Here is a 22,981-nt window from a genome sequence, read left to right on the forward strand (position 1 = left end):
AATGTCGATCTTCCTCAACAAGGACAGCAAGGTCATCGTCCAGGGCATCACCGGCGGCGAGGGCACCAAGCACACCGCACTCATGCTCAAGGCGGGCACGAAGGTCGTGGGCGGCGTCAACGCCCGCAAGGCCGGCACGACCGTCACCCACGGTGACGTCGAGCTCCCCGTCTTCGGCACCGTCACCGAGGCCGTCGCCGAGACCGATGCGGACGTCTCGATCGTCTTCGTGCCGCCGGCGTTCGCCAAGGACGCCGTCGTCGAGGCCATCGAGGCCGAGGTGCCGCTCGTCGTCGTCATCACCGAGGGCATCCCGGTGCAGGACAGCGCCGAGTTCTGGGCGCTCGCCAAGGCCAAGGGCGGGACGACCCGCATCATCGGCCCGAACTGCCCCGGCATCATCACGCCCGGCGAGTCGCTGGTGGGCATCACGCCCGCCTCGATCTCGGGCTCGGGGCCCATCGGCCTCGTCTCGAAGTCGGGCACCCTGACCTACCAGATGATGTTCGAGCTGCGCGACCTCGGCTTCTCGACTGCCATCGGCATCGGTGGCGACCCGGTCATCGGCACGACGCACATCGATGCCCTCGAGGCGTTCGAGGCCGACCCCGACACCAAGGCGATCGTCATGATCGGCGAGATCGGCGGCGACGCCGAAGAGCGTGCAGCCGACTACATCAAGGCACACGTCACCAAACCCGTCGTCGGCTACGTCGCGGGCTTCACCGCCCCCGAGGGCAAGACGATGGGCCACGCCGGTGCGATCGTGTCCGGCTCGGCCGGCACCGCCCAGGCGAAGAAAGAGGCGCTCGAAGCCGCTGGCGTCAAGGTCGGCAAGACGCCGAGCGAGACCGCGGCGCTGCTCCGCGAGGTCTACGCCTCCCTGTAGGGGCCGACCCGCGCCTCCTCGACGGGCGTGTTCGTCACGGCTGGTCGTCCTCGGACGCCGGCCACGACGGACACGCCCGTCGTCGTGCGGACGGGCCGTCGGGTGCGGAGCGGCGTCGTCGTCGCGGGCGGCGGGGCAGCAGGCCGGCCCCGGTCGGCACCGGTACAGTCGCTCGCGATGAACCGCCCAGTCACCGCTCTCTTCTCCGCGCTCGAAGCCCTGCTCGTCGTGGCCATCGGCGTCGGCATCCCCCTCGTCGTGCTGACCTCGCTCTGGGCGTTCCAGTACGGCCTGCAGATCGACTGGGTCGTCTTCTGGCGCGCAGCCGTCGATTCGTGGCTCGTCGGGCACGGCGCCGACCTGACCGTCCAGCTCAGCGCCGACGCGGCCGCGGCGACCGGCATCCCCGGGGCGGACGCCCCCATCGTCATCTCGCTGGCCGCGCTCGGCTTCGCCCTGCTCACGGTGCTGATGGGCATCCGCGCCGGCCGCGCCGCGGCCGAGACCGCGCACCGCCTGACGGGCGTGCTCGTGACCATCGGCACCTTCGCCCTGCTGTCCCTCGCCCTGGCGGCCTCCGCGCAGCACGAGCTCGCACGCCCGTCGTTGTGGCAGGGCACGCTCCTGCCCGCGCTCGTGTACGCCGTGCCCGTCGTGGCCATGGCGGAGGTCACGCGCCGGCGTCGGGGTGAGGCCGCCGACCCCGTGACCGGTGCCGTGATCGGCCTCCTGTCGCGACTGCCCCGACAGGTGACCGGCATCGCGGCCGCCGGACTGCGGCTCGGGACCGTGGCCGCATCCGCCGTCCTGGCCGTGTCGGCCCTGATCGTCTCGGTGCTGATCGTGACGAACTACGCCCAGATCATCACCCTGTACGAAGGCGCGCACGGCGGGTTCCTCGGAGGGCTCGCGTTGACGCTCGGTCAACTCGCCCTGCTCCCCGACGTCGTCGTGTGGGCGGCGTCGTGGCTGGTCGGCCCCGGCTTCGCCATCGGCACCGGGTCGTCGATCTCGCCCCTGGGCACCGCCGTCGGCCCGATGCCCGCGATCCCGTTCCTCGGCGCCCTGCCCACCGCCGACCTGACGTTCGGTTTCGTCGGGCTGCTGGTCCCGGTCGTCGCCGCGTACGTTTGCGCGACCCTCCTGAGGCCGCGGCTGCAACGGATGCTCGCCGGGTACGGGGTCGACGACCTGGTCCGTCGCATCGTCGTCGCGGTCGTCGGCGGGGTCGTCGGGGGAGCGCTGCTCGGCCTGCTCGCCTGGGCGGCCTCGGGCTCGGCCGGGCCCGGACGCCTGACCGACGTCGGACCCGACCCGCTGCTGGTCGGCGGGTTCGCGGCGCTCGAGTTCGCCGTCGCCGGCGTGCTCGCGATGGTCGTGACGCCACCGAGGTTCGCGGGTGATCGAGCCGAGACGACGCCGGACGGCTCCGGTGCGAAGCGGCACGACGACCCGGTCGTCGACGACACCACGCCGACGGGCCCTGTGCCCGTGGCCACCCTGCGGCGCGACGGCGACGACACCGAGCGCATCGAGGGCATCACGCGCTGACGCCGTCGTCCGACGGACCGCCGCCCCCCCGGTGCGCGCGCCCGGGCCGCTAGGCTTGCCGGGTGCTGAAGCTCGTGGTGCTCATCTCCGGTGGCGGCTCGAACCTCCGGGCTCTGCTCGAGGCCGCGAGCGACGCCGAGTACCCCGCCCGGGTGGTCGCCGTCGGCGCCGACCGCGAGGCCGACGGCTTCGAGCACGCCGAGCACTTCGGGGTGCCGACCTTCTCGGTCGCCTTCTCGAACTTCGCCGACCGTGCCGCCTGGGGTGACGAGCTGTTGGCCCAGATCGAGCAGTGGCAGCCCGACCTCGTCGTGCTCAGCGGTTTCATGCGGCTCGTGCCGCCACGGGTCGTCGCCGCCCTCGCACCGAACCTCATCAACACGCACCCCGCCTACCTGCCCGAGTTCCCCGGCGCGCACGGCGTGCGCGACGCGCTCGCGGCGGGCGTCGAGCAGACGGGCGCGAGCGTCATCGTCGTCGACGAGGGCGTCGACAGCGGCCCGATCCTCGCCCAGCGTCGCATCCCCGTCCTGCCCGGCGACGACGAGTCGTCGCTGCACGACCGCATCAAGGTCGTCGAGCGCGAACTGCTCGTCCAGACCGTGCTCGACATCGCCAACGGAACGACCACCCTCGAACAGGAGCCCACCGCATGAGCGGCCACGCCATCGACCCCAGCCTCTACCGCGACCGTGACGCCGTGACCGTGCGTCGTGCCCTGATCAGCGTCAGCGACAAGACCGGCCTGCTCAACCTGGCCGCCGCCCTCTCGGCCTCCGGCGTCGAGATCGTGTCGACCGGCTCGACCGCCCAGACCATCCGCGACGCCGGTCACGCCGTCACCGAGGTCAGCAGCGTCACCGGGTTCCCCGAGTCGCTGGACGGCCGCGTCAAGACGCTGCACCCCGCGGTGCACGCCGGCATCCTCGCCGACCTGCGGCTCGAGTCGCACGAGGCGCAGCTGGCCGAACTCGACATCGCCGCGTTCGAGCTCGTCGTCGTCAACCTCTACCCGTTCGTCGAGACCGTCGCCTCGGGTGCCGACGTGCCGACCGTCATCGAGAACGTCGACATCGGGGGGCCCGCGATGGTCCGGGCCGCCGCGAAGAACCACGCCAACGTCGCGATCGTCGTCTCGCCGACGAACTATCCCCAGATCGAGAAGGCGCTCACGCTGGGGGGCACGACCCTCGCCCAGCGTCAGCGCCTGGCCGGCGAGGCCTTCGCCCACACGGCCGCGTACGACACGGCGGTCGCGGCGTACTTCGCCGCACACGTGGGTGTGCGCGCCGAGGCCGACGCGTCCGCCGCGGCGACCGGCGCCTCCTCGTCCGTCGTCGACCAGCAGGAGGCGCGGGCCGGCTTCGAGCCCACGGTCACCGTCTCGGCCGAGCTGCAGGACACCCTCCGCTACGGCGAGAACTCCCACCAGGCAGCCGCGATCTACGCGACGCCCGGCGCGCACGGCATCGCGCAGGCGACGCAGCTGCACGGAAAAGAGATGTCGTACAACAACTACGTCGACGCGGACGCGGCCCTGCGCGCCGCCTACGACTTCGACGAGCCCGCCGTCGCGATCATCAAGCACGCGAACCCGTGCGGCATCGCCGTGGCCTCGCCCGACGCCGTCGACGCCATCGCCGACGCGCACCAGCGGGCGCACGCCTGCGATCCCGTCTCCGCGTTCGGCGGCGTCATCGCGGCCAACCGCCCGGTGACCCGCGCCATGGCCGAGACCGTCGCGGACATCTTCACCGAGGTCGTCATCGCCCCGGCGTTCGACCCCGAGGCCGTCGAGATCCTCAGCGCGAAGAAGAACATCCGCCTGCTGACCCTGCCCGCCGACTTCACCCGCGACGCGCGCGAGGTCAAGCAGATCTCGGGTGGACTGCTCGTCCAGGACGCCGACCGGTTCGACGCGTTCACGTCCGACGGCTGGACGCTGGTGGCCGGCGACGAGGCCGACGCCTCGACGAGAGCCGACCTCGAGTTCGCCTGGAAGGCCTCGCGCGCCGTCAAGTCGAACGCGATCCTGCTCGCCTCGGGCGGCGCGTCCGTCGGGGTGGGCATGGGCCAGGTCAACCGCGTCGACTCGTGCCACCTCGCGGTCGACCGCGCCGGTGCGCGTGCCGCCGGGTCGGTCGCGGCGTCCGACGCGTTCTTCCCCTTCGCCGACGGCCTGCAGGTGCTGCTCGACGCCGGCGTGGCCGCGGTCGTCCAGCCCGGCGGGTCGATCCGCGACGACGAGGTCGTGGCCGCGGCGAAGGCTGCCGGCGTGACCATGTACTTCACGGGCGAGCGCCACTTCTTCCACTAGGTCGCCGTCGGCCGGGGCCCCGGAGGCGCGCGTCGCGTCGTCCACGATTCCGAACCGTTCCGTCTTGCGGCGGAGTCGACGGCACGCATATCCTGTAAGGCTGCTCACAGCCGGTCGGACACGACCGTACGGACGGATGACGACACTCAGGAGGACATGATGACGACGACGACACTGACCACGGTGGGCACGGCCACCGACGGTGCTCGCGTGGGTCGCGCCTCCTCGGCGTCTCCGAGCCCGGCGCCGATCGTCTAGACGAGACGGTCCGCCGCCCACCGGCACCCCTCCGACACACCGCCCGCCGACGTCTCCGGGCGCGACCGCGGGACCGCGCGTCCTCCCCGGACGGTCGCCGCACCACCTTCTCCACCACGGGTCACCGCTCCGTTCGGTCGCCCGTGCCAGATCACGACACTTGGATCACCCATGTCTCAGAAGTCCTCGTCCGCACGCCCGCCCGACCCGGCGAAGCGCCCCTCGACGGTGCAGTCGCTCGTGCGGCTCCACCCCTACGTCAAGCCGGCCCTGCCCCGCATCGTGCTGGGCATGGTCGCGGCCCTGCTCGCCGCCGTCGTCGCCCTGCTGATCCCCCTCGTCCTGCAACTGCTCGTCGACGGCCCCCTGTCGAGCGGTGACCGATCGCAGGTCTGGCCCGCGTTCGCCGTCGTGCTGGGCCTCGGAGTGGCCGAGGCGATCCTGATCGGTGCCCGCCGTCGCCTGGTGCTCACTCCGAGCACGCACGTCGAGGCGACCATGCGCAACGCCCTCTACGCCAAGCTGCAAGATCTGCCGGTGGCGTTCCACGACCGTTGGCAGAGCGGTCAGCTGCTCAGCCGGTCGGTCAGCGACCTGAGCCTCATCCGCCGCTGGCTCGCGTTCGGTGTCGTGCTGCTCGTGGTCAACGTGCTCACGATCGTCGTCGGCTTCGTCGTCCTGTTCTCGTACAGCTGGGTGCTCGGCCTCGTCTTCCTCGTGGCGTCGCTGCCCGTGTTCTTCGTCAGCTTCGCGTTCGAGAAGCGCTACTCGGTCGTCGCCCGCCGCAGCCAGGACCAGGTCGGCGACCTGGCGACCAGCGTCGAGGAGAGCGTCCACGGCATCCGCGTGCTCAAGGCCTTCGGTCGCGGCAAGCACTCGCTGCGCGAGTTCGCCAAGCAGGCCGAGGACCTCCGCGGGACCGAGATCGAGAAGGCGAAGGCCATCTCGAAGCTGTGGCTCTGGCTGCTGCTCGTCCCCGACGTGGCCTTCGCGCTCTGTCTGCTCGGCGGCGTCTGGTTGGCCGCCGACGGCCAGCTGACCGTCGGCCAGCTGTTCGCCTTCTTCGCGACGGCGACCGTGCTGCGCTGGCCGGTCGAGTCGATCGGCTTCCTCCTCTCGATGACCTTCGACACCCGCACGGCCGTCGACCGCTACTTCGAGGTGATGGACAGCGAGAACACGGTGACCGACCCCGAGGACCCGGCGACGATCGCCGAACCCCACGGTCGACTCGAGTTCAAGGGCACGCACTTCCGGTACCAGGACTCGCCGGCCCAGTTCTCCGACCTCGTCAACGGGGTCGACCTCGTCGTCGAGCCCGGCGAGACGATGGCCCTCGTCGGTCTCACCGGTTCGGGCAAGACGACGCTCCTGTCGCTCGTGTCCCGGCTCTACGACGTCACCGGCGGGCAGGTCCTGATCGACGGTGTCGACGTCCGCGACCTCAGCCGTGAAGAGCTCCGCCGTCACATCGGCATGGCCTTCGAGGACGCGACGCTGTTCAGTGCGTCCGTCCGTGACAACGTCCTGCTCGGTCGCCCCGACCTCGCCGACGACGCCGACGAGGCCGACCGGGTGATGCGCGAGGCACTCGAGATCGCGCAGGCCGACTTCGTCGAGCGGCTGCCCGAGGGCGTCGACACCCGCGTGGGTGAAGAGGGCCTCAGCCTGTCCGGCGGCCAGCGTCAGCGCCTCGCGCTGGCACGGGCCATCGCCGCGCGCCCGGCCGTGCTGGTGCTCGACGACCCGTTGTCGGCCCTCGACGTCGACACCGAGGCGCGGGTCGAGGCCGGTCTGCGACGCGTGCTCGCGTCCACGACCTCGCTGATCGTCGCGCACCGGCCGTCGACGGTCACCCTGGCAGACCGGGTCGCGCTGCTCCAGAACGGCACGGTCACCGCGGTGGGCCGGCACTCCGACCTCATCGCGAGCAACGAGCACTACCGCTACGTCATCTCGTCGCTCGACGACGACTCCACCACCACCCGAGAGGAGGTGCTCGCATGACCGACACGACACTCGAGGACGACCGTCCCGATCGTCCGGCGGTCGCCGACGGCCCCGTCGAGCGCGAGGCGTTGGACGGCCGCACGCCGGCCGAGAAGCGCGCCGAGCAGGGCTCGACGACGCAGGGCGTCCGCGGCGAGGAGCGCGAGAACTTCACCAAGGACGAGAGCAAGAGGCTCCGCCGTCGGTCGCTGCGCCTCCTCGGCTCGCTCGTGCACCCGCTGCGCTGGCGACTCGCGTTGATGGGCGTCGTCGTCGTGATCAGCACGGCCTCGCAGGTCGCGGGGCCGGCCCTGATCGCGATCGGCATCGACACCGCCCTGCCGGCCCTGATGGACGACCAGGACTGGGCACCGGCGATCCTCGTCGTGGTCGCCTACCTGGTGACCGGCGTGATCGGTGCGGTGCTGATGGCGCAGTACACGGTGCTGTCGGCGCGCATCAGCCAGGCGATCCTGTTCGACCTGCGCAAGCGGCTGTTCCTGCACACGCAGCGGCTCAGCCTCGAGTTCCACGAGACGTACACGTCGGGCCGCATCATCTCGCGCCAGACGAGCGACCTGGACTCGATCCGCGAGCTGCTCGACTCGGGCATCAACCAGCTCGTGTCGGGCCTGCTGTACATGGTCTTCACCGCCGTCGCCCTGGTCGCGCTCGACCCGCAGAGCGGCCTCGTCCTCGCGGTCGCCCTCGTGCCGCTCGTGGCGTTGACCCGGTGGTTCCAGGTGCGCTCGCAGAAGCTGTTCCGGGCCACGCGCGTCACGAGCGCCCGCGTCATCGTGCACTTCGTCGAGACGATGACGGGCATGCGCGCCGTGCAGGCCTTCCGCAAGGAGGCGCGCAACGAGAAGGAGTACGCCGGTCACGTCGAGGACTACCGGCAGGCCAACTCGAAGGTGTTCACGTTGTTCGGCACCTTCGACCCGGGCCTGGTGCTCATCGGCAACGCGACCCTTGCGGCGGTCGTGCTGTTCGGCGGCTTCCGGGTGATCGACGGCTCGCTCGAGATCGGTGCCCTGCTGGCGGTGGCGCTCTACGCGAAGCGGTTCTTCGACCCGGCCGAAGAGATGGCCATGTTCTACAACGGCTACCAGTCGGCGTCCGCCGCGCTCGAGAAGATCTCGGGCGTGCTCGAGGAGCAGCCGAGCGTGCCCGACCCGACGCGCCCGGTCGACCTGTGGGACGCCAAGGGGCAGGTGCACTTCGACGACGTCGAGTTCGCCTACAACGCCGACACGGTCGTGCTGCCCGGCTTCGACCTCCACGTGCCGGCGGGGCAGACCATCGCCCTCGTCGGATCGACGGGGGCCGGCAAGTCGACGTTGGCGAAGCTGATCTCGCGCTTCTACGACCCGACGCGCGGTGCCGTGACGCTCGACGGCGTCGACCTGCGCGACCTGCACCCTAAGGACCTCCGCCGCGCCATCGTCATGGTGACGCAGGAGGCGTACCTCTTCTCGGGTTCGGTGGCCGACAACATCTCGCTCGGCAAGCCCGACGCGACGCGCGACGAGATCGTGCGGGCGGCGAAGGCGGTCGGGGCGCACGAGTTCATCGAGGCCCTGCCCGACGGGTACGACACCGACGTGAACAAGCGCGGCGGCCGGGTGTCGGCCGGGCAACGCCAGTTGCTGTCGTTCGCCCGGGCGTTCATCGCGAACCCGAGCGTGCTGATCCTCGACGAGGCGACCGCGTCGCTCGACATCCCGTCCGAGCGCATGGTGCAAGAGGCCCTGCAGACGCTGCTCGCCGACCGCACCGCGGTCATCATCGCGCACCGCCTGTCGACGGTCGCGATCGCCGACCGGGTGCTCGTGATGGAGCACGGCAAGATCGTCGAGGACGGCACCCCCGACGACCTGATCGCGGGCACCGGCCGCTTCGCGCAGCTCCACGCCGCGTGGCGCGACTCGCTCGTGTGAGGCGGGGCCCGGACGGCGGGCCCCGCCCGCCGTCCGGGCTCGGCTAGCGTGGCCTCGATGACCGACGCGACGAGCTACCTGCAGGCCTACGACGAGCAACTCCGCACCGATGCCGAGACGCCGAGCGCGATCGCGGTCACCCGCCACGGTCCGTTGCGGCTCGTCACCTTCGCCGGTGGTCGCGGGTTCGTCACCTACCGCGACCTCGGCGACGCGGACGCCGACGCGGTGCGCGCGCTGGTGGCGGCCGCCGTCGAGCACTTCGACGCCGACGACGAGATCACCCGGGTCGAGTGGAAGACCCGGGGGCACGACCGTGCCCCCGGGCTGCACGACGCACTCATGGCCTCGGGTTTCGAACCCGGCGAGCCCGAGTCGATCATGATCGGGCCGCTCGCCGCACTCGCGGGCCTCGGCGAGGTGCCCGAGGGCGTGACGGTGCGTCGGGTCACCACCGAGGCGGACGTGCGGGCGATGAGTGCGATGGTCGACGAGGCGTTCGGCGAGGCGGTCGACGCGCGGATGGCCGACGCGCTGCTGTCCCGGTTGGTCCGTGGCGACGGCATGGAGCTCTGGGTCGCCGAGGTCGACGGCCGGATGGTCAGCGGAGGCCGGCTCGAACCCGTCCCCGGCACGGACTTCGTCGGCATCTGGGGCGGCGCCACGCTCGAGGCGTACCGCCACCGGGGCATCTACCGGGCGTTGACCGCGGCGCGCGCGCGTTCCGCCCTCGCGCAGGGCAAGACCCTCGTGCACAGCGACTCGACCGACGACTCGCGTCCGATCCTCGAGCGGTCGGGTCTGGTCGCCGTGTCGACGACGACCCCCTACGACCGGACGCGCTGAGGCGACCCGGGCGACGGCGGGCGGCGCCGGGGGAGGCGGGCGGTCGTGGACGACCGTCTCCGACGAACATGCCCGTCCCGGTGATGCCGGTGGTCCGTGGTGCAGTCGCTCAGGGACGGTGGGAGGCGCGCTCCAGATCGACGCGGAAGGTGCCCGACCGGCTCCACAGCAGAGGCGTGCCCTCGACCCGGTACTGCTCGAGGGCGCGCTGCTCGTGGTCGCGCGGGGCGTGGCCCGAGGCGCGGATCACCCGCCACCAGGGCAGGTCGGCCCCGGCGTAGGCCATCACCTGGCCGACGGCACGGGAGGCCCGCGACCCGAGGGCGGCGGCGACCGACCCGTAGGTCATCACGCGGCCCGGCGGGATCGACTCGACGACGGCGAGGACCTGCGAGACGAAGTCGTCGGGGTCGGGGTCGGGGCCGGGGCCGGGGGCCAGGCCGGGCCCGGGGTCGGGGCCGGGGTGCGGCGCGGGCTCGCCGCCGCGGGCGGAGGCGCCCGGGGTCACGACGTCGACCTCACGCGGTGCCGGCTCAGACCTGCGACGACGCCAGGGTCAGGCCCGCGACGTGCTCGCCGTAGGGCGTCTCGCCGATGACCTCGAAGCCGATGTGGTGGAAGAAGTCCTCGGGCCCGTCGTCACCCGGCTCGTAGATGACGGTGACCCGGTCGAAGCCGCGGCTGCGGGCCTCGTCGGCGAGGGCGTGCACGGCGAACCGGCCGATGCCCCGACCCTGGGCGTCGGCCTCGACGTTGATGCGCCAGATGCAGCTGCGCAGCGCCTCGTCGTCGGCCTCGGCGTCGAAGTTGCCCATGATGAAGCCGACCACCGTGTCGTCGTCGTCGACCACGACGCGGGGCCAGGCGGTGGTCGGGTTGACGTACGCCTCGGCGATCGAGTGCGAGACGGGGGCGACGAACTGCTCTTGCCCCGGCTTGAGGGTGAGGTTGTTGGCCGCGACGACGGTGGCGGCGGACAGTTCTTCGAGGCGCAGTCCAGACATGCGTTCAGGGTAACGGGGCGTCCCGACGGGCACCACCGTCGGGCGGATGACCGGCGGTGGTGCGCGCGCGACCCCCCGACGTCGTGGATGATGACGAGAATGAACCGCGGGACGAACCTGCCGGCGATCGGCGGCTACAACCGGTCGGTCGTGCTCGACGCCATCCGGCGGGAGAGCGCGGGCCTCAGCCGGACCGAGATCGCCGGGCGCACCGGACTCAGTCCCCAGGCCGTGACGAACGTCTCGCGCAGATTGATCGAGGCGGGGCTCATCCGCGAGAGCGGCACCGTCATCAGCGGTCCCGGCAAGCCCCGCACCATGCTGCAGCTCGAGTCCCGCGGGCGCTTCGCCGTGGGCGTGCACATCGACCCCGCCGTGCTGACGTTCGTCCTGCTCGACCTCGTCGGCACGGTCGTCGCCCACGCCCGAGAGTTGACGCCCTCCGCCAGCGAACCCGACGAGGTGGTGGCCCTCATGGCACGGGCCATCGACGGACTGGTCGTCACGAGCGGCGTCGACCGCGACCTGCTGCTGGGGGTCGGCATCGCCTCGCCCGGCCCGGTCGACATCGGGCCCGGCCTCGTGCTCGACCCCCCGATGATGCCCCTCTGGCGGCACGTGCCGTTGCGTCGGGCGCTCAGCGAGGCGACCGGTCTGCCGGTGCTGCTCGAGAAGGACGTCACGGCCTGCGCGGTCGCCGAGCTCTGGCTCAGCGACGGAGGCGCGGGTGAGCGCAGCGACTTCGCCTTCGTCTACTACGGCACCGGTTACGGCACCGGGCTCGTGCTCGGCGGCGACGTGCTGCGCGGGGCCAGCGCGAACGCGGGGGACTCGGGGCACGTGATGGTCGACGACCACGGCCACCGATGCACCTGCGGGCGCATCGGCTGCGTCGGGGAGCTCATCACGCCGCACGCCCTCGTGCGGGAGGCCGCGGCCACGGGAGTGCTGCTCGAGGGGGACGTCTCGGACGAGGCGCTCGCCGAGGCGGCTCGCAGCGGGGACGACGTCGACATGCGCCGCATCGACGAGGCGTTCGGCGCCCTGGTCGGCAAGGCCGACCTGGGAGACGCCGGCGCCCTCGGGGTGCTGCACGGCGCGGGCCGACACCTCGCGCGCGCCCTCGTGACCATCGTCAACCTGCTCGACCTCGACGAGGTCGTCTTCGGCGGCCCGTTCTGGGCGCCGCTGTCGCGGCACGTCCTCGCGGTGCTGCCGGCCGCGCTCCGCGACGACCCGGCGCTGATCCCGAAGCACCCGATCCGGCTCGTCGAGTCGTCGATCGGCATCGACGTCGCGGCCGTCGGAGCCGCCTGCCTCGTGCTCGACCAGACGTTCTCGCCGCGACCCTCCGCCCTGCTGATCCGCGCCTGACGGGGCCGACCCGCGCCTCCTCGGGTCCCGACCCGCGCCTCCTGCGGTCGTGACCCGCGCCTCGCGGGGGCCCGACCCGCGCCTCCTCGGCTCGGGCGCCGTTACCGGACCGATGCGGGCCGACGTCTTGACACGAGTTACTCCATACGATGTAGTAATCGCATCGCGGTCGGGCAGAGCAGCCCGGCGCCGACGCGACTGGAGCAAAGGAGCACCATGTCACGCACGTTCACCTCGGTCCGGGGGCGCAAGCGCGCACTGGCCGTCGCCGCCGCAGCGGTCGCCACGGCCCTGCTGGCCTCGGGTTGCTCGGGGGGCGCCGGCAGCGGCGACTCCGACACCATCAAGGTCGCGTACCAGAAGTTCGGGACGTTCACGCAGATGGACGCCCACATGAAGGAGACCGCGAAGACCTTCGAGGCGGCCAACCCCGGCATGAAGGTCGAGTTCGTGCCCATCGCGGCGCAGAACGACGACTACTTCACCAAACTCGCGCTGATGAACCGGTCGGCGGCCACCGCGCCCGACGTCATGTACGAGGACACCTTCAAGGTCAAGAGCGACGCAGCCGCCGGCTACCTGCTGCCGCTCGACGAGTACACCGACGCGTGGGAGGACTGGGACGCGTTCTACGACAACGCCAAGGAGGCCGGCGTCGGCGAGGACGGCAAGACCTACGGCATCCCGATGGGCACCGACACCCGGGCGCTCTGGTACAACAAGGACCTCTTCGCGCAGGCCGGCCTGCCCGTGCCGTGGGAGCCGAAGACCTGGCAGGACGTGCTCGACGCGGCCGAGACGGTCAAGGCGAAGGTGCCCGACGTGGTCCCGCTCAACGTGTACTCGGGCAAGCCGCAGGGCGAGGGCGCGACCATGCAGGGCTTCGAGATGCTGCTGTACGGCACGCCGACCGGCACCCTGTACGACGACGAGACCGGCAAGTGGCTCACCGACTCGCAGGGCTTCGTCGACTCGCTCGGCTTCATCGAGGACGTCTACCAGGGCGGCATCGGACCGAAACCCGAGGAGGCGCTGGACACCAACATCGCCACCATCGTCGGTGGGGAATGGCTCCCGCAGGGCAAGCTCGCGATCGCCCTCGACGGCTCGTGGATGAGCGGCACCTGGCTGGAGACCGGCACCAACCCGTGGCCCGAGTGGAACGACGTGATGGGCCAGGCGCCCATGCCCACCCAGGACGGTGCGAAGCCGGGTGCGACGAGCATGTCGGGCGGCTGGACGCTGGCCGTCGGCTCGAAGACCAAGAACCCCGACAAGGCGTTCGAGTTCATCGCCGACGCCCTCGACAAGGACGGTTCGCAGAGCTACGACATCGCCGCCAGCCAGATCGCGGTGCGCAGCGACGTCGCCGAGGACCCCGAGTACGTCGGCAGCAACCCGACCTTCGAGTTCTTCTCGTCGATCGTGCCGGTGACGCACTTCCGTCCGGCGACCACCGACTACAGCCGCATCTCGAACGAGATCACCGTCGCGATGGAGGCCGTCATGACGGGCCAGCAGAGCCCCGAGGAGGCGGCCGCCGCCTTCGACGACCAGCTGGTCGGCATCGTCGGTGAGGACCAGACGCAGAAGGCGGGGGACTAGCCACATGGCGACCATCGCCCCCACCCCGGTCGGCCGTGAGAGCGGCCGACCGGGGGCCTCCGGGCCCGGCCCCGGGCCCCACGGCGAGAAGCCGGGTCGCCGGGCGGGGGCGTCGAAGGCGCGCGCCCTGCGCACCGGCGCCCGCACCCTGCCGCTCGTCCCGGCCTTCGTCCTGCTGGCCCTGTTCCTGCTGGGGCCCGTCATCTCGAGCTTCTACGGCTCGTTCACCGACGCCTCGCTGACCGGCTACGCCGCCGGCGGCTCGGAGTTCATCGGGTTCCGCAACTACACCGAGCTGTTCGCCGACCCGGACTTCCCGAAGTCGGTGCTGCTGACGCTCGCCTTCGTCTTCTTCTCGGCCGTGGTGGGCCAGAACGTCGTCGGCCTGGGGCTCGCGCTACTGATGCGGAACGGCCACAAGGTCGTGCGCTCGATCGTCGGCACGTTCGTCATCGCCGCGTGGGTGCTGCCCGAGATCGTCGCCGCCTTCGCGGCGTACGCGTTCTTCAACGACGCGGGCACGCTCAACACGGTCCTGTCGTGGTTCGGCATCACGGGCGCCAACTGGCTCTACGCGATGCCGATGCTCTCGGTGATCCTCGCCAACATCTGGCGTGGTGCCGCGTTCTCGATGCTCGTCTACTCGGCGGCGGTGCAGGAGGTGCCCCCCGAGATCACCGAGTCGGCGGAGGTCGACGGCGCCACCGGTTGGCAACGCCTGGTCTTCATCACGCTGCCGGTCATCCGACGGAGCATCTCGACCAACCTCATGCTGACCACGTTGCAGACGCTCTCGGTGTTCACCCTGATCTACGTGATGACCGGCGGCGGGCCCGGCGTCAACAGCACGACCCTGCCGATCCTGGCCTACCAGGAGGCGTTCCAGTTCTCGCAGCTCGGCTTCGGGACCGCCATCGCCACGATCATGCTGCTCGTCGGCGCGGTCTTCTCGATCATCTACATCAGAGCCCTCAAACCGGAGGTCGACTGACCATGGCCATGACCTCACCCAGCGGCCGCAGCATGAAGGCCGTCTCGAACGCCGTGCTGATCGTCATCGCGATCTGCTTCGCCGTCCCGCTCGCCTGGCTGCTGCTGGCCTCGTTCGACCCGTCGGCCACGCTGTCGGCGAAGGTGCCGTCGCAGTTCACGCTCGACAACTTCACCGCCGTGCTGACGCCCGAGATCTCGTTCGTCCCGCTCGCCAACAGCCTCATCGTGTCGGGCGGCTGCGCCCTGGTGACCGTCGTCGTGGCGATCCTCGCGGCGTACCCGCTCTCGCGGTACCGGATGCGCATCAACAAGCCGTTCCTCTACGGCATCCTCTTCGGCACCGGCCTGCCCATCACCGCGATGATGGTGCCTGTCTACAGCCTGTTCGTCTCGCTGAACCTGATCGACTCGATCGGCGGCACGGTGTTCTTCCTGGCCGCGACCAGCCTGCCGATGGCGATCTGGATGGCGAAGAACTTCATGGACTCGGTGCCGATCTCGCTCGAAGAGGCCGCGTGGACCGACGGGGCCTCGATGTTCTCGACCCTGACGCGCATCGTGGTGCCGCTCATGCGGCCGGGCATCGCCGTGGTGTTCATCTTCGTGTTCATCCAGGCCTGGGGGAACTTCTTCGTGCCGTTCGTCCTGCTGCTCAGCCCCGACAAGCAGCCGGCGGCCGTGAGCATCTTCAACTTCTTCGGGCAGTACGGCTCGGTGGCGTACGGCCAGCTGGCGGCGTTCTCGATCGTCTACTCGGTACCCGTCATCGCGTTGTACGTCCTCGTCTCGCGGACCCTCGGCGGCTCGAACGCGCTGGCCGGCGCCGTGAAGGGGTGAGGCGCCTCCCCACCAGTGCCCCCGCCGCCCTCCCGGTCCACAGAACGACCCGCCCCACCGTGCGCCCCGGCGCGCCCGTCAGGAGACTGATCCCATGCACGACAACACCGTCCTCGTCGAGGCCCGCATCGACCGCTTCGTCCGCGACCGCATCACCCCGGCGGTCTACCGCCGGGCCGTCCCGCTGACGATCGCGGCCTGGGAGGCGCCGGGTGAGCCGGTCCCCTTCGCCGAGGCCGTCTCGCAGACGTTCGAGCCGTTCGCCGTCGGCTCGCCGTGGAGCAGGCCGTGGGGCACCACGTGGTTCCACGTCACGGGGACGGTGCCCGACGACCTCGGCACCGACCCGGCGACCGCCCTCGAACTCGTCGTCGACCTGGGCTTCAGCATCAGGCAGCCCGGGTTCCAGGCCGAGGGCCTCGTCTGGCGACCCGACGGCACGATCGTCAAGGCCATCGAGCCGTACAACGGCTACGTGCCGCTGACGGCGATCGGCGCGGGCGTCACCCCGGGCAGCACGATCGACGTCTACGTCGAGGCCGCGTCGAACCCCGACATCGGTGGCGACGACTTCCACGGCGAGACACCGCTCGGCGACCCCGAGACCGCGGGCGACGCCCCGATCTACGCCCTGCGCAGCATCGTGCTCGCCGAACGCGACGAGGTGGTCGCCGAACTCGACCGCGACGTCTGGACCCTCGTCGGGCTGATGCGCACCCTCGCGCTCACGTCGCCGCGACGGCACGAGATCCTGCGGGCGCTCGACCGGATGTGCGACGTCGTCGACCACGCGGACGTCGCGGGGACCGCGGCAGCCGGGCGTGCCGCGCTCGCCGAGGTGCTCGCGGCACCGGCGAACGCGAGCGCGCACCGGGTCGTCGCGACCGGCCACGCGCACATCGACTCGGCCTGGCTCTGGCCCGTCCGCGAGACCCAGCGCAAGGTCGCCCGCACCTTCTCGAACGTCGTCGCCCTGATGGACGACGACCCCGACTTCGTGTTCGCCGCCTCGAGCGCGCAGCAGTACGCCTGGTTGAAGGAGCGCTACCCCGAGCTGTTCGCACGGGTCGCGCAGAAGGTCGCCGAGGGCCGGTTCGTGCCGGTCGGCGGCATGTGGGTCGAGTCCGACACCAACATGCCCGGCGGCGAGGCACTGGCCCGGCAGTTCGTCGCGGGCAAGGGGTTCTTCCTCCGGGAGTTCGGCATCGACAACGACGAGGTGTGGCTGCCCGACTCATTCGGCTACACCGGGGCGATGCCTCAGATCGCCCGAGCGGCCGGCGCCAGCTCGTTCTTCACGCAGAAGGAGTCCTGGAACGAGACGAACCGCATGCCGCACCACACCTTCCTGTGGGAGGGCATCGACGGCAGTCGCGTGTTCACGCACTTCCCGCCCGTCGACACGTACAACTCCGACCTCTCGCCGGCCGAGCTCGCCCACGCCGAGAGCGGCTACGCCGAGAAGGGGTTCTCGAACGTCTCGATCGTCCCGTTCGGCTGGGGTGACGGCGGTGGCGGCCCGACCCGCGAGATGATGGCGGCCGCGCGCCGGGCCGGCGACCTCGAGGGCTCGCCCCGCGTGACCGTCGGCACCCCCGCCTCCTTCTTCGCGCAGGCACGGGCCGAGCTGGCCGACCCGGCCGTGTGGTCGGGCGAGATGTACCTCGAGTTCCACCGCGGCACGTACACGTCGCAGGCCCGCACCAAGCAGGGCAACCGTCGCAGCGAACACCTGCTGCGCGAGGCCGAGCTGTGGAGCGCCACGGCGACCGCACGCGGCCTGCTCGACTACCCCTACGACGAGCTCGAAGAGATCTGGCACGTCGTGCTGCTCCAGCAGTTCCACGACATCCTGCCCGGGTCGTCGATCGCGTGGGTGCACCACGAGGCCGAGCGGCACTACGCGCGGGTCGCCCAGCAGCTCGAGGCGATCATCGGTTCGGCCCAGCGGGCACTGGCGGGGACGGGGTCGGCGACGACCACGTTCAACGCCGGGCCGGTCCCGTCGGCCGGGGTCGACGCCGCGGCCGGGTCGGCCGCGGGACGGGCCCAGGAGGCGGGGGTCGGGTCGGTGGCACCGGTCGCCTCCGACGGCGGCTGGGTGCTCGACAACGGGTTGGTGCGTGCGGTGTTCGACGGTGACGGCCTGGTCGCCTCGCTCGTCGACGCCACGTCGGGACGCGACCTCGTCGCCCCGGGGGCCCGGCTCGGGCTGCTGCAGCTCTTCCGCGACACCCCCAACCAGTGGGACGCATGGGACGTCGACCAGGCCTACAAGAACGTCCGCACCGACCTGGTCGAGGCCGAGTCGGTCGTCGCCGATGGCGGGGCGCTCGTCGTGACCCGCCGCGTCGGCGACTCGACCATCCTGCAGCGCTGGTGGCTCGACGACGGCGAGGGCGAACTGCACGTGCAGACCGAGGTCGACTGGCACGAACGGCAGAAGCTGCTCAAGCTGGCGTTCCCGCTCGACGTGCACGCCGACCGGGCGGCCTCCGAGGTGCAGTTCGGTCACGTGCAGCGCCCGACCCACCAGAACACGTCGTGGGACTTCGCCCGGTTCGAGACCGTCGCGCACCGCTGGGTGCACGTCGCCGAGCCCGGCTTCGGCGTGGCCGTGGCGAACGACGCCACCTACGGCCACGACATCACGCGGAGCACCCGCGAGACGGCCGAGGGCGGCGACGGCGGCACGACGACGCTCGTGCGCCAGTCGCTGCTGCGGGCACCCACGTTCCCCGACCCGCACGCCGATCAGGGGCGGCACGTGCTGCGCTCGTCCGTGCGGGTCGCGCCCGACGTGCTCGACGCCGCGACCGCGGGCTACCGCATGAACCTGCCCGTCCGACGGGTCGAGGGGTCGTCGGGCGCCGGGGTCGCTCCGCTGGTGTCGTCGTCGTCGCCGGCCGTGCTGATCGAGGCGGTCAAGCTGGCCGAGGATCGGTCAGGCGACCTGATCGTGCGGCTCTACGAGGCTCTCGGTGCTCGGGCGGCCACCACCGTCACGGTCGACGCCGACAGCGGGTTCGGCGAGGCGTGGCGCACCGACCTCATCGAGCGCGAGCTGGCGTCGGGCACGGCCGGGGCCGGTCGGTGGGCGTCGGGCTCCGCGGTCGAGTTGACGCTGCGCCCGTTCGAGATCGTGACGCTGCGGGTGGCCCGGGCGTAGCGCCGCACCTGCGGGCACCGCACCTCGCGATGGTCACAGCGCCAGGTTTTCTCCTGGTGCTGTGACCATCTCGTGGCGACGTGGCGACGTGGCGACGTGGCGACGTGGGGGCAGGCCGTGGTGGCGGTCAGAGGGCGGCAGCGACGGCCGTCGCGGGTCCGCGGGCCCCGGTCGTCGCGGCACCGACGGCCGTCGCGGGTCCGCGGGCGCCGATCGTCGCGGCACCGACGGCCGCCACGGGGAACCCCGGCGGCAGCAGCTCGATGCGCGACGACAGCTCGAGCGAGGCGAGGAAGGGCGACCCCGCCGCCCACCGGTCGAGCACCCCGGCGACGTCGTCGAGCAGGGGTCGTCCCAGGTTGCTGAGGCCGCCGCCGATCACGACGGAGTCCACGTCGGTCGTCAGGACGAGGAGGCGCACCGCGGCCGCCACCCCCGCCGCGAGGTCTGCACGCACGCGGACGGCCTCGGGGTCGCCGGCGTCGGCCGCCGCGAACAGCGCCACGGCCGGGTACGCCCCCTCGGTCGGCCAGTGACGGGACACCGCGGCACCGGCCGCGACGGTCTCGAGGCAGCCGCGCTGCCCGCAGGGGCAGAGCTCGCCCCCGGGGTCGACGGGGACGTGACCGATCTCGCCCGAGACGCCCCGCGAGCCGCGCCAGAGTTCGCCGTCGACGACGAGGCCCGCAGCGAGGCCGGTGCCGAGGTTGAGGTAGCCGACGGACCCCGACAGCGACATGGCGAGGTACGCGCCGAGCGCGGCCGCGTTGACGTCGTTCTCGACCCGGACCGGGACCCCGAGCCGGGCGCTCAGCGTCGGCCCCACGGCGACGTCGTCGAAGCCGATGTTCACGGCGTGCCGCACGCGACCCGTCGTGCCGTCGACGAGGCCGGGGATGCCGACGCCGACCGACTCGAAGGCCTCGACGGCGACGCCGGAGCGGTCCGCCAACGAGGCGACCGCCGTGGCCGCGTTCGTCAGCACGGCATCGGGGCCGAACCCCGTGGGCAGGCGGAGGCGATGGACGGGGGCTCCGGACCCGTCGACGACGACCGCGTCGATCTTGGTGCCGCCGATGTCGAGGCCGACCCTCACGGCCACTCCGTCGACCCGGCTGCGGACGGTCCCGCCGGCGCACCGCCGACGGCGCCGTGAGGCGCGGCGACGGACACGGTGGCGAGCGTGGACATGTTTGTTAGTAAAGCTTACGAACCCGGTCGCGGCAAGGGGTCGCGGCCCGTGGGTCGCCGTGTTTCGGGTGTTGACCGCCGGTGTTTCGTGTGCGTAAACTCGCCGCCACGCACCTTGACACGTGTTTGTAAGGCCCATTTACTAACGGCACGCCACCACGGCGACGCCACCCGGCACCGCTGCCGACGGGCCCTCTCACCGGGTCCGAGGTCGGCGACGATGCCGAGACGAGAGGACGCGCCCGTGACCAGCACGACGATCACCCGGCAGCAGCAGCCGCCGGTCCGCGCCCACAACCGGTCCCTCCTCCTGCAGGCCCTGTACCGCGACGGCTCCATGAGTCGAGCCGACCTCGCGCGTCGCTCGGGTCTGACGCGTCCCACCGTCTCCGCCCTCGTCGCCGAACTCATCGACGACGGCATCGCCCGCGAGCTCGGCGTCCGCGACGACGCGCGGGTCGGCAAGCCGGCGACGCTCGTCGGCATCGAGTCGGACGCCTTCCACATCGTCACGGTCGACCTGTCGAGTGCCGAGCGTTTCGTCGGGGCCGTCGTCGACCTGCGGGGCGGGGTCGTGGAGCGCGCCGGGGTCGAACTCGACGGGGCCGTCGGCGAGGCCGCCGTGAGCCTGGTCGAGCGGCTCGTCGACGACCTCGCCTCGCGGACGACCCGCCGGCTGCTCGGGGTCGGCGTCGCGACCCCCGGCATCGTCGACCACGACGGCGTCGTGCGCACGGCCGTCCACCTCGGTTGGTACGACCTCCCGCTGCGGTCCCGACTGTCGGCCCGCACCGGTCTGCCCGTCCACGTGGGCAACGACTCCAACGCCGCGGCGATGGGCATCCGCACCTTCGGCGAAGAGGTCGGGAACGATGCGACCGGGCGGGGCGCGACCGGACCGGGCGCGACCGGACCGGCTGCAGCCGGGCAGAGCGGCGACGGGCGGTCCCCGGCGGGCCAGAGCCTCATCGTCGTCACGATCGACCACGGTGTCGGGGTCGGGCTGATCGTCGCGGGTGCGCTCGTCGAGGGCGACCAGTTCTCGGCCGGCGAGATCGGGCACGTGACGGTCGACGAGAACGGCGACGTGTGCGCGTGCGGTCGACGCGGCTGCCTCGAGGAGGCCATCGCCGCCCCGCAGCTGAGGGCGCGCCTCCGACAGCACGACGAGGGGTCGCGCGGCGCCGTCCTCCACGAGGCCGGTCGCGCGCTCGGCCTGGTGCTCGCCCCCATCGTCAGCGCGCTCAACATCGACGAGGTCGTGCTGTCGGGCCCGGCCGACCTGGTCGAGGGCGCGATGCTGCGCGCAGCCCGCGAGACCGTCCGGCAGCGCACGCTGTCCGCCGTCAGCAACGGCCTGACGATGCGGATCGCGGGCAGCGGCACCGACCTCGCCCTGCGAGGCGCCGCGTCGTTCGTGCTGCAGGCCGAACTGGGGCTGACGTGAGCCCGGCGTCGGCACGCCCGGCGTCGGCACGCCCGGTGCCCGGCTCGCCCGGTGCCCGGCTCGCCCGGGGCGACCGCCCCACCACAGACCTCGGGGGTCCACCCCCGGAGGCGGCGAGGGCCTCGGCCCGTGCCGCATTCCCGACCCGACGCTTGTGCGAGCGCGGGCCGGGACCACAGCGATGCGGCATCCCCGCTTCGAGAACGAGGAGATGAAATTGCGAATCCAACGCTACACGGCGGTCGGGGCCCTGGGCCTGGCCGCGGCACTCGCCCTGTCCGCCTGCTCGAGCTCGGGCACGGGCGGCAGCTCGTCCGACGAACCCCAGGCCGTGCCCACCACCAAGGGTGACGGCAAGACCCTCACGGTCTGGGTGATGACGGGCGACTACACGCCCGAGACCATCGATGCCGTCAACGAGGAGTTCACGAAGCAGACGGGCGCCGACGTCGACGTCCAGATCCAGCAGTGGGACGGCATCACCACCAAGATCAGCACGGCACTCGCCACGAGCACCCCACCCGACGTGCTCGACCTCGGCAACACGCAGGTCGCCAGCTACGCGGCCAACGGTGCACTCCTCGACCTGACGGCGTACCGCGACGACCTCGAGCAGGGTCAGACCTGGTTGACGGGCCTCGAGGAGCCCGCGACCGTCGACGACTCGCTCTACGCCGTGCCCGGCTTCGCCGGTGCCCGCGCCGTCATCTACAACAAGACGATGTGGGCCGAGGCCGGCGTGACCGAGGCGCCCACCACCTACGACGAGCTCACCGCCGACCTCGACAAGGTGAAGGCCGCGAACACGGCGTCCGACTTCTCGGCGTTCTACCTGCCCGGCCAGTACTGGTACGCGGGCATGCAGTTCGTCTGGGACGCCGGCGGAGAGATCGCCACGTCGAGCGACGGCACCTGGAAGGCGGGCCTGGCGAGCGACGAGGCGCAGCAGGGACTGGCCGACTTCACCGAGTTCCAGAACGCCTACTCGACGCCCGCCTCGCAGACCCTCGACACCGACGCGCCCGACCAGACGCAGGTCTTCGCGGACGGCAAGACGGCGACGATCCTGCACACCAACGGCTCGATCGACCTGATCCAGAAGGCCAACCCCGCCCTGACCGACGACGACTTCGGCACGTTCCCGATGCCGGGCAAGTCGGGCGAGACGCAGCCGGTCATGCTCGGCGGCTCGGACTGGGGAATCGCGGCCAAGAGCCAGAACTCCGACCTGGCCCTGCAGTGGACCAAGATCGCCACGAGCCCGGACATCCAGAGCGAGTGGGTCGTGGGCAACGACGGCTGGATCCCGAACAGCGAAGAGGGCATCGAGGCGGCCGGCAGCGTGGTGACGCCGATCCAGAAGGGCTTCTTCGACGCCGCGCTCAACTCGAAGGCCACCCCCGCCAGCGCGAACTGGGCGGCCCTCGAGGGCGACAAGAGCATCAACCAGCTCTTCTCCTCGGTGGTCTCGGGCTCGAAGTCGCCCGAGGCGGCCGCGAAGTCCTTCGACGAGGCCACCGACGAGGCGCTGAACGACTAGCACCGAGCCCTCGGCAGCACCCCGGGGGCGT

At 71.7% G+C, this 22,981-nt stretch carries 17 protein-coding genes; 14 read left to right on the top strand and 3 right to left on the bottom strand.

Features of this window, described 5'->3' with window-relative positions; translation table 11 throughout:
- Window position 1: 1 nt before the first annotated feature.
- From sucD to QRN23_RS02830, 7 genes are all read left to right on the top strand, one after another.
- Entirely contained in the window at window positions 2–889 is an 888-nt protein-coding gene (sucD, locus tag QRN23_RS02800) for a succinate--CoA ligase subunit alpha (RefSeq protein ID WP_277959130.1), read from the top strand.
- A gap of 177 nt (window positions 890–1,066) precedes the next feature.
- The gene (locus QRN23_RS02805; protein WP_285062423.1) at window positions 1,067–2,440 is read left to right on the top strand and encodes a cell division protein PerM; all 1,374 of its coding nucleotides are present in this window, start codon (window positions 1,067–1,069) and stop codon (window positions 2,438–2,440) included.
- Window positions 2,441–2,502: 62 nt separating this feature from the next.
- A complete protein-coding gene (purN, locus tag QRN23_RS02810; protein WP_054147430.1) occupies window positions 2,503–3,096 on the top strand; it encodes a phosphoribosylglycinamide formyltransferase in 594 nt (197 codons plus the stop codon).
- Window positions 3,093–4,757 carry a bifunctional phosphoribosylaminoimidazolecarboxamide formyltransferase/IMP cyclohydrolase gene (gene purH / locus QRN23_RS02815; RefSeq protein WP_285062425.1) on the top strand — a complete coding sequence of 555 codons (1,665 nt, stop codon included), beginning with the start codon at window positions 3,093–3,095 and terminating at the stop codon, window positions 4,755–4,757. The genes purN and purH overlap by 4 nt, the downstream gene beginning before the upstream one ends.
- A 429-nt stretch (window positions 4,758–5,186) precedes the next feature.
- Window positions 5,187–7,022, top strand: coding sequence for an ABC transporter ATP-binding protein (locus QRN23_RS02820; RefSeq protein WP_056043391.1), 1,836 nt, complete (start codon window positions 5,187–5,189; stop codon window positions 7,020–7,022).
- A complete protein-coding gene (locus tag QRN23_RS02825) occupies window positions 7,019–8,944 on the top strand; it encodes an ABC transporter ATP-binding protein (protein ID WP_082460047.1) in 1,926 nt (641 codons plus the stop codon). Before QRN23_RS02820 ends, QRN23_RS02825 begins: the two co-directional genes overlap by 4 nt.
- Window positions 8,945–9,001: 57 nt before the next feature.
- On the top strand, window positions 9,002–9,790 hold the full coding sequence (locus QRN23_RS02830; protein WP_277959331.1) for a GNAT family N-acetyltransferase: 789 nt from the start codon (window positions 9,002–9,004) through the stop codon (window positions 9,788–9,790).
- 109 nt (window positions 9,791–9,899) lie between these two features.
- Here QRN23_RS02830 and QRN23_RS02835 read toward each other — a convergent pair whose 3' ends face one another.
- Complete coding sequence (locus QRN23_RS02835; RefSeq protein ID WP_285062429.1) at window positions 9,900–10,298, bottom strand: MGMT family protein; 399 nt, start codon at window positions 10,296–10,298, stop codon at window positions 9,900–9,902.
- Window positions 10,299–10,323: 25 nt separating this feature from the next.
- Window positions 10,324–10,794: a GNAT family N-acetyltransferase gene (locus tag QRN23_RS02840; protein ID WP_043594266.1), complete on the bottom strand. Its 471-nt coding sequence runs from the start codon at window positions 10,792–10,794 to the stop codon at window positions 10,324–10,326.
- Between the two features lie 99 nt (window positions 10,795–10,893).
- Here QRN23_RS02840 and QRN23_RS02845 point away from each other — a divergent pair, with 99 nt between their 5' ends.
- The 5 genes from QRN23_RS02845 (at window position 10,894) to QRN23_RS02865 (ending at window position 18,772) form a co-directional block, all read left to right on the top strand.
- Window positions 10,894–12,168: an ROK family transcriptional regulator gene (locus QRN23_RS02845; RefSeq protein WP_159825069.1), complete on the top strand. Its 1,275-nt coding sequence runs from the start codon at window positions 10,894–10,896 to the stop codon at window positions 12,166–12,168.
- A 216-nt stretch (window positions 12,169–12,384) separates the two neighbouring features.
- Window positions 12,385–13,773, top strand: a complete 1,389-nt coding sequence (locus QRN23_RS02850; protein WP_056043385.1) for an extracellular solute-binding protein — start codon at window positions 12,385–12,387, stop codon at window positions 13,771–13,773.
- A gap of 4 nt (window positions 13,774–13,777) precedes the next feature.
- Window positions 13,778–14,764, top strand: coding sequence for a carbohydrate ABC transporter permease (locus QRN23_RS02855; protein ID WP_056043381.1), 987 nt, complete (start codon window positions 13,778–13,780; stop codon window positions 14,762–14,764).
- A 2-nt stretch (window positions 14,765–14,766) separates the two neighbouring features.
- Complete coding sequence (locus tag QRN23_RS02860; protein ID WP_043594260.1) at window positions 14,767–15,603, top strand: carbohydrate ABC transporter permease; 837 nt, start codon at window positions 14,767–14,769, stop codon at window positions 15,601–15,603.
- Window positions 15,604–15,697: 94 nt separating this feature from the next.
- Window positions 15,698–18,772 carry an alpha-mannosidase gene (locus tag QRN23_RS02865; RefSeq protein WP_285062434.1) on the top strand — a complete coding sequence of 1,025 codons (3,075 nt, stop codon included), beginning with the start codon at window positions 15,698–15,700 and terminating at the stop codon, window positions 18,770–18,772.
- A 127-nt stretch (window positions 18,773–18,899) separates the two neighbouring features.
- Here QRN23_RS02865 and QRN23_RS02870 read toward each other — a convergent pair whose 3' ends face one another.
- Window positions 18,900–19,868 (bottom strand): ROK family protein, encoded by a 969-nt coding sequence (locus tag QRN23_RS02870; RefSeq protein WP_285062435.1) that lies wholly within the window; start codon window positions 19,866–19,868, stop codon window positions 18,900–18,902.
- 339 nt (window positions 19,869–20,207) lie between these two features.
- Between QRN23_RS02870 and QRN23_RS02875 the strand changes: the two genes are divergently transcribed.
- Window positions 20,208–21,410, top strand: coding sequence for an ROK family transcriptional regulator (locus QRN23_RS02875; protein WP_285062436.1), 1,203 nt, complete (start codon window positions 20,208–20,210; stop codon window positions 21,408–21,410).
- Window positions 21,411–21,627: 217 nt separating this feature from the next.
- The gene (locus tag QRN23_RS02880) at window positions 21,628–22,950 is read left to right on the top strand and encodes an extracellular solute-binding protein (RefSeq protein WP_123571471.1); all 1,323 of its coding nucleotides are present in this window, start codon (window positions 21,628–21,630) and stop codon (window positions 22,948–22,950) included.
- Window positions 22,951–22,981: the final 31 nt, after the last annotated feature.

The organism is Frigoribacterium sp. ME-P-080 (assembly GCF_030209595.1).
Lineage (GTDB): Bacteria > Actinomycetota > Actinomycetes > Actinomycetales > Microbacteriaceae > Frigoribacterium.

Excerpts from the sequence above, each read along its gene's own strand:
- QRN23_RS02855 (WP_056043381.1), top strand. The coding sequence starts at position 13,778 with ATGGCGACCATCGCCCCCACCCCGGTCGGCCGTGAGAGCGGCCGACCG.
- QRN23_RS02845 (WP_159825069.1), top strand. The coding sequence starts at position 10,894 with ATGAACCGCGGGACGAACCTGCCGGCGATCGGCGGCTACAACCGGTCG.
- QRN23_RS02860 (WP_043594260.1), top strand. The coding sequence starts at position 14,767 with ATGGCCATGACCTCACCCAGCGGCCGCAGCATGAAGGCCGTCTCGAAC.
- QRN23_RS02850 (WP_056043385.1), top strand. The coding sequence starts at position 12,385 with ATGTCACGCACGTTCACCTCGGTCCGGGGGCGCAAGCGCGCACTGGCC.
- sucD (WP_277959130.1), top strand. The coding sequence starts at position 2 with ATGTCGATCTTCCTCAACAAGGACAGCAAGGTCATCGTCCAGGGCATC.
- QRN23_RS02865 (WP_285062434.1), top strand. The coding sequence starts at position 15,698 with ATGCACGACAACACCGTCCTCGTCGAGGCCCGCATCGACCGCTTCGTC.
- QRN23_RS02825 (WP_082460047.1), top strand. The coding sequence starts at position 7,019 with ATGACCGACACGACACTCGAGGACGACCGTCCCGATCGTCCGGCGGTC.
- QRN23_RS02820 (WP_056043391.1), top strand. The coding sequence starts at position 5,187 with ATGTCTCAGAAGTCCTCGTCCGCACGCCCGCCCGACCCGGCGAAGCGC.
- QRN23_RS02830 (WP_277959331.1), top strand. The coding sequence starts at position 9,002 with ATGACCGACGCGACGAGCTACCTGCAGGCCTACGACGAGCAACTCCGC.
- purH (WP_285062425.1), top strand. The coding sequence starts at position 3,093 with ATGAGCGGCCACGCCATCGACCCCAGCCTCTACCGCGACCGTGACGCC.
- QRN23_RS02840 (WP_043594266.1), bottom strand. The coding sequence starts at position 10,794 with ATGTCTGGACTGCGCCTCGAAGAACTGTCCGCCGCCACCGTCGTCGCG.
- QRN23_RS02805 (WP_285062423.1), top strand. The coding sequence starts at position 1,067 with ATGAACCGCCCAGTCACCGCTCTCTTCTCCGCGCTCGAAGCCCTGCTC.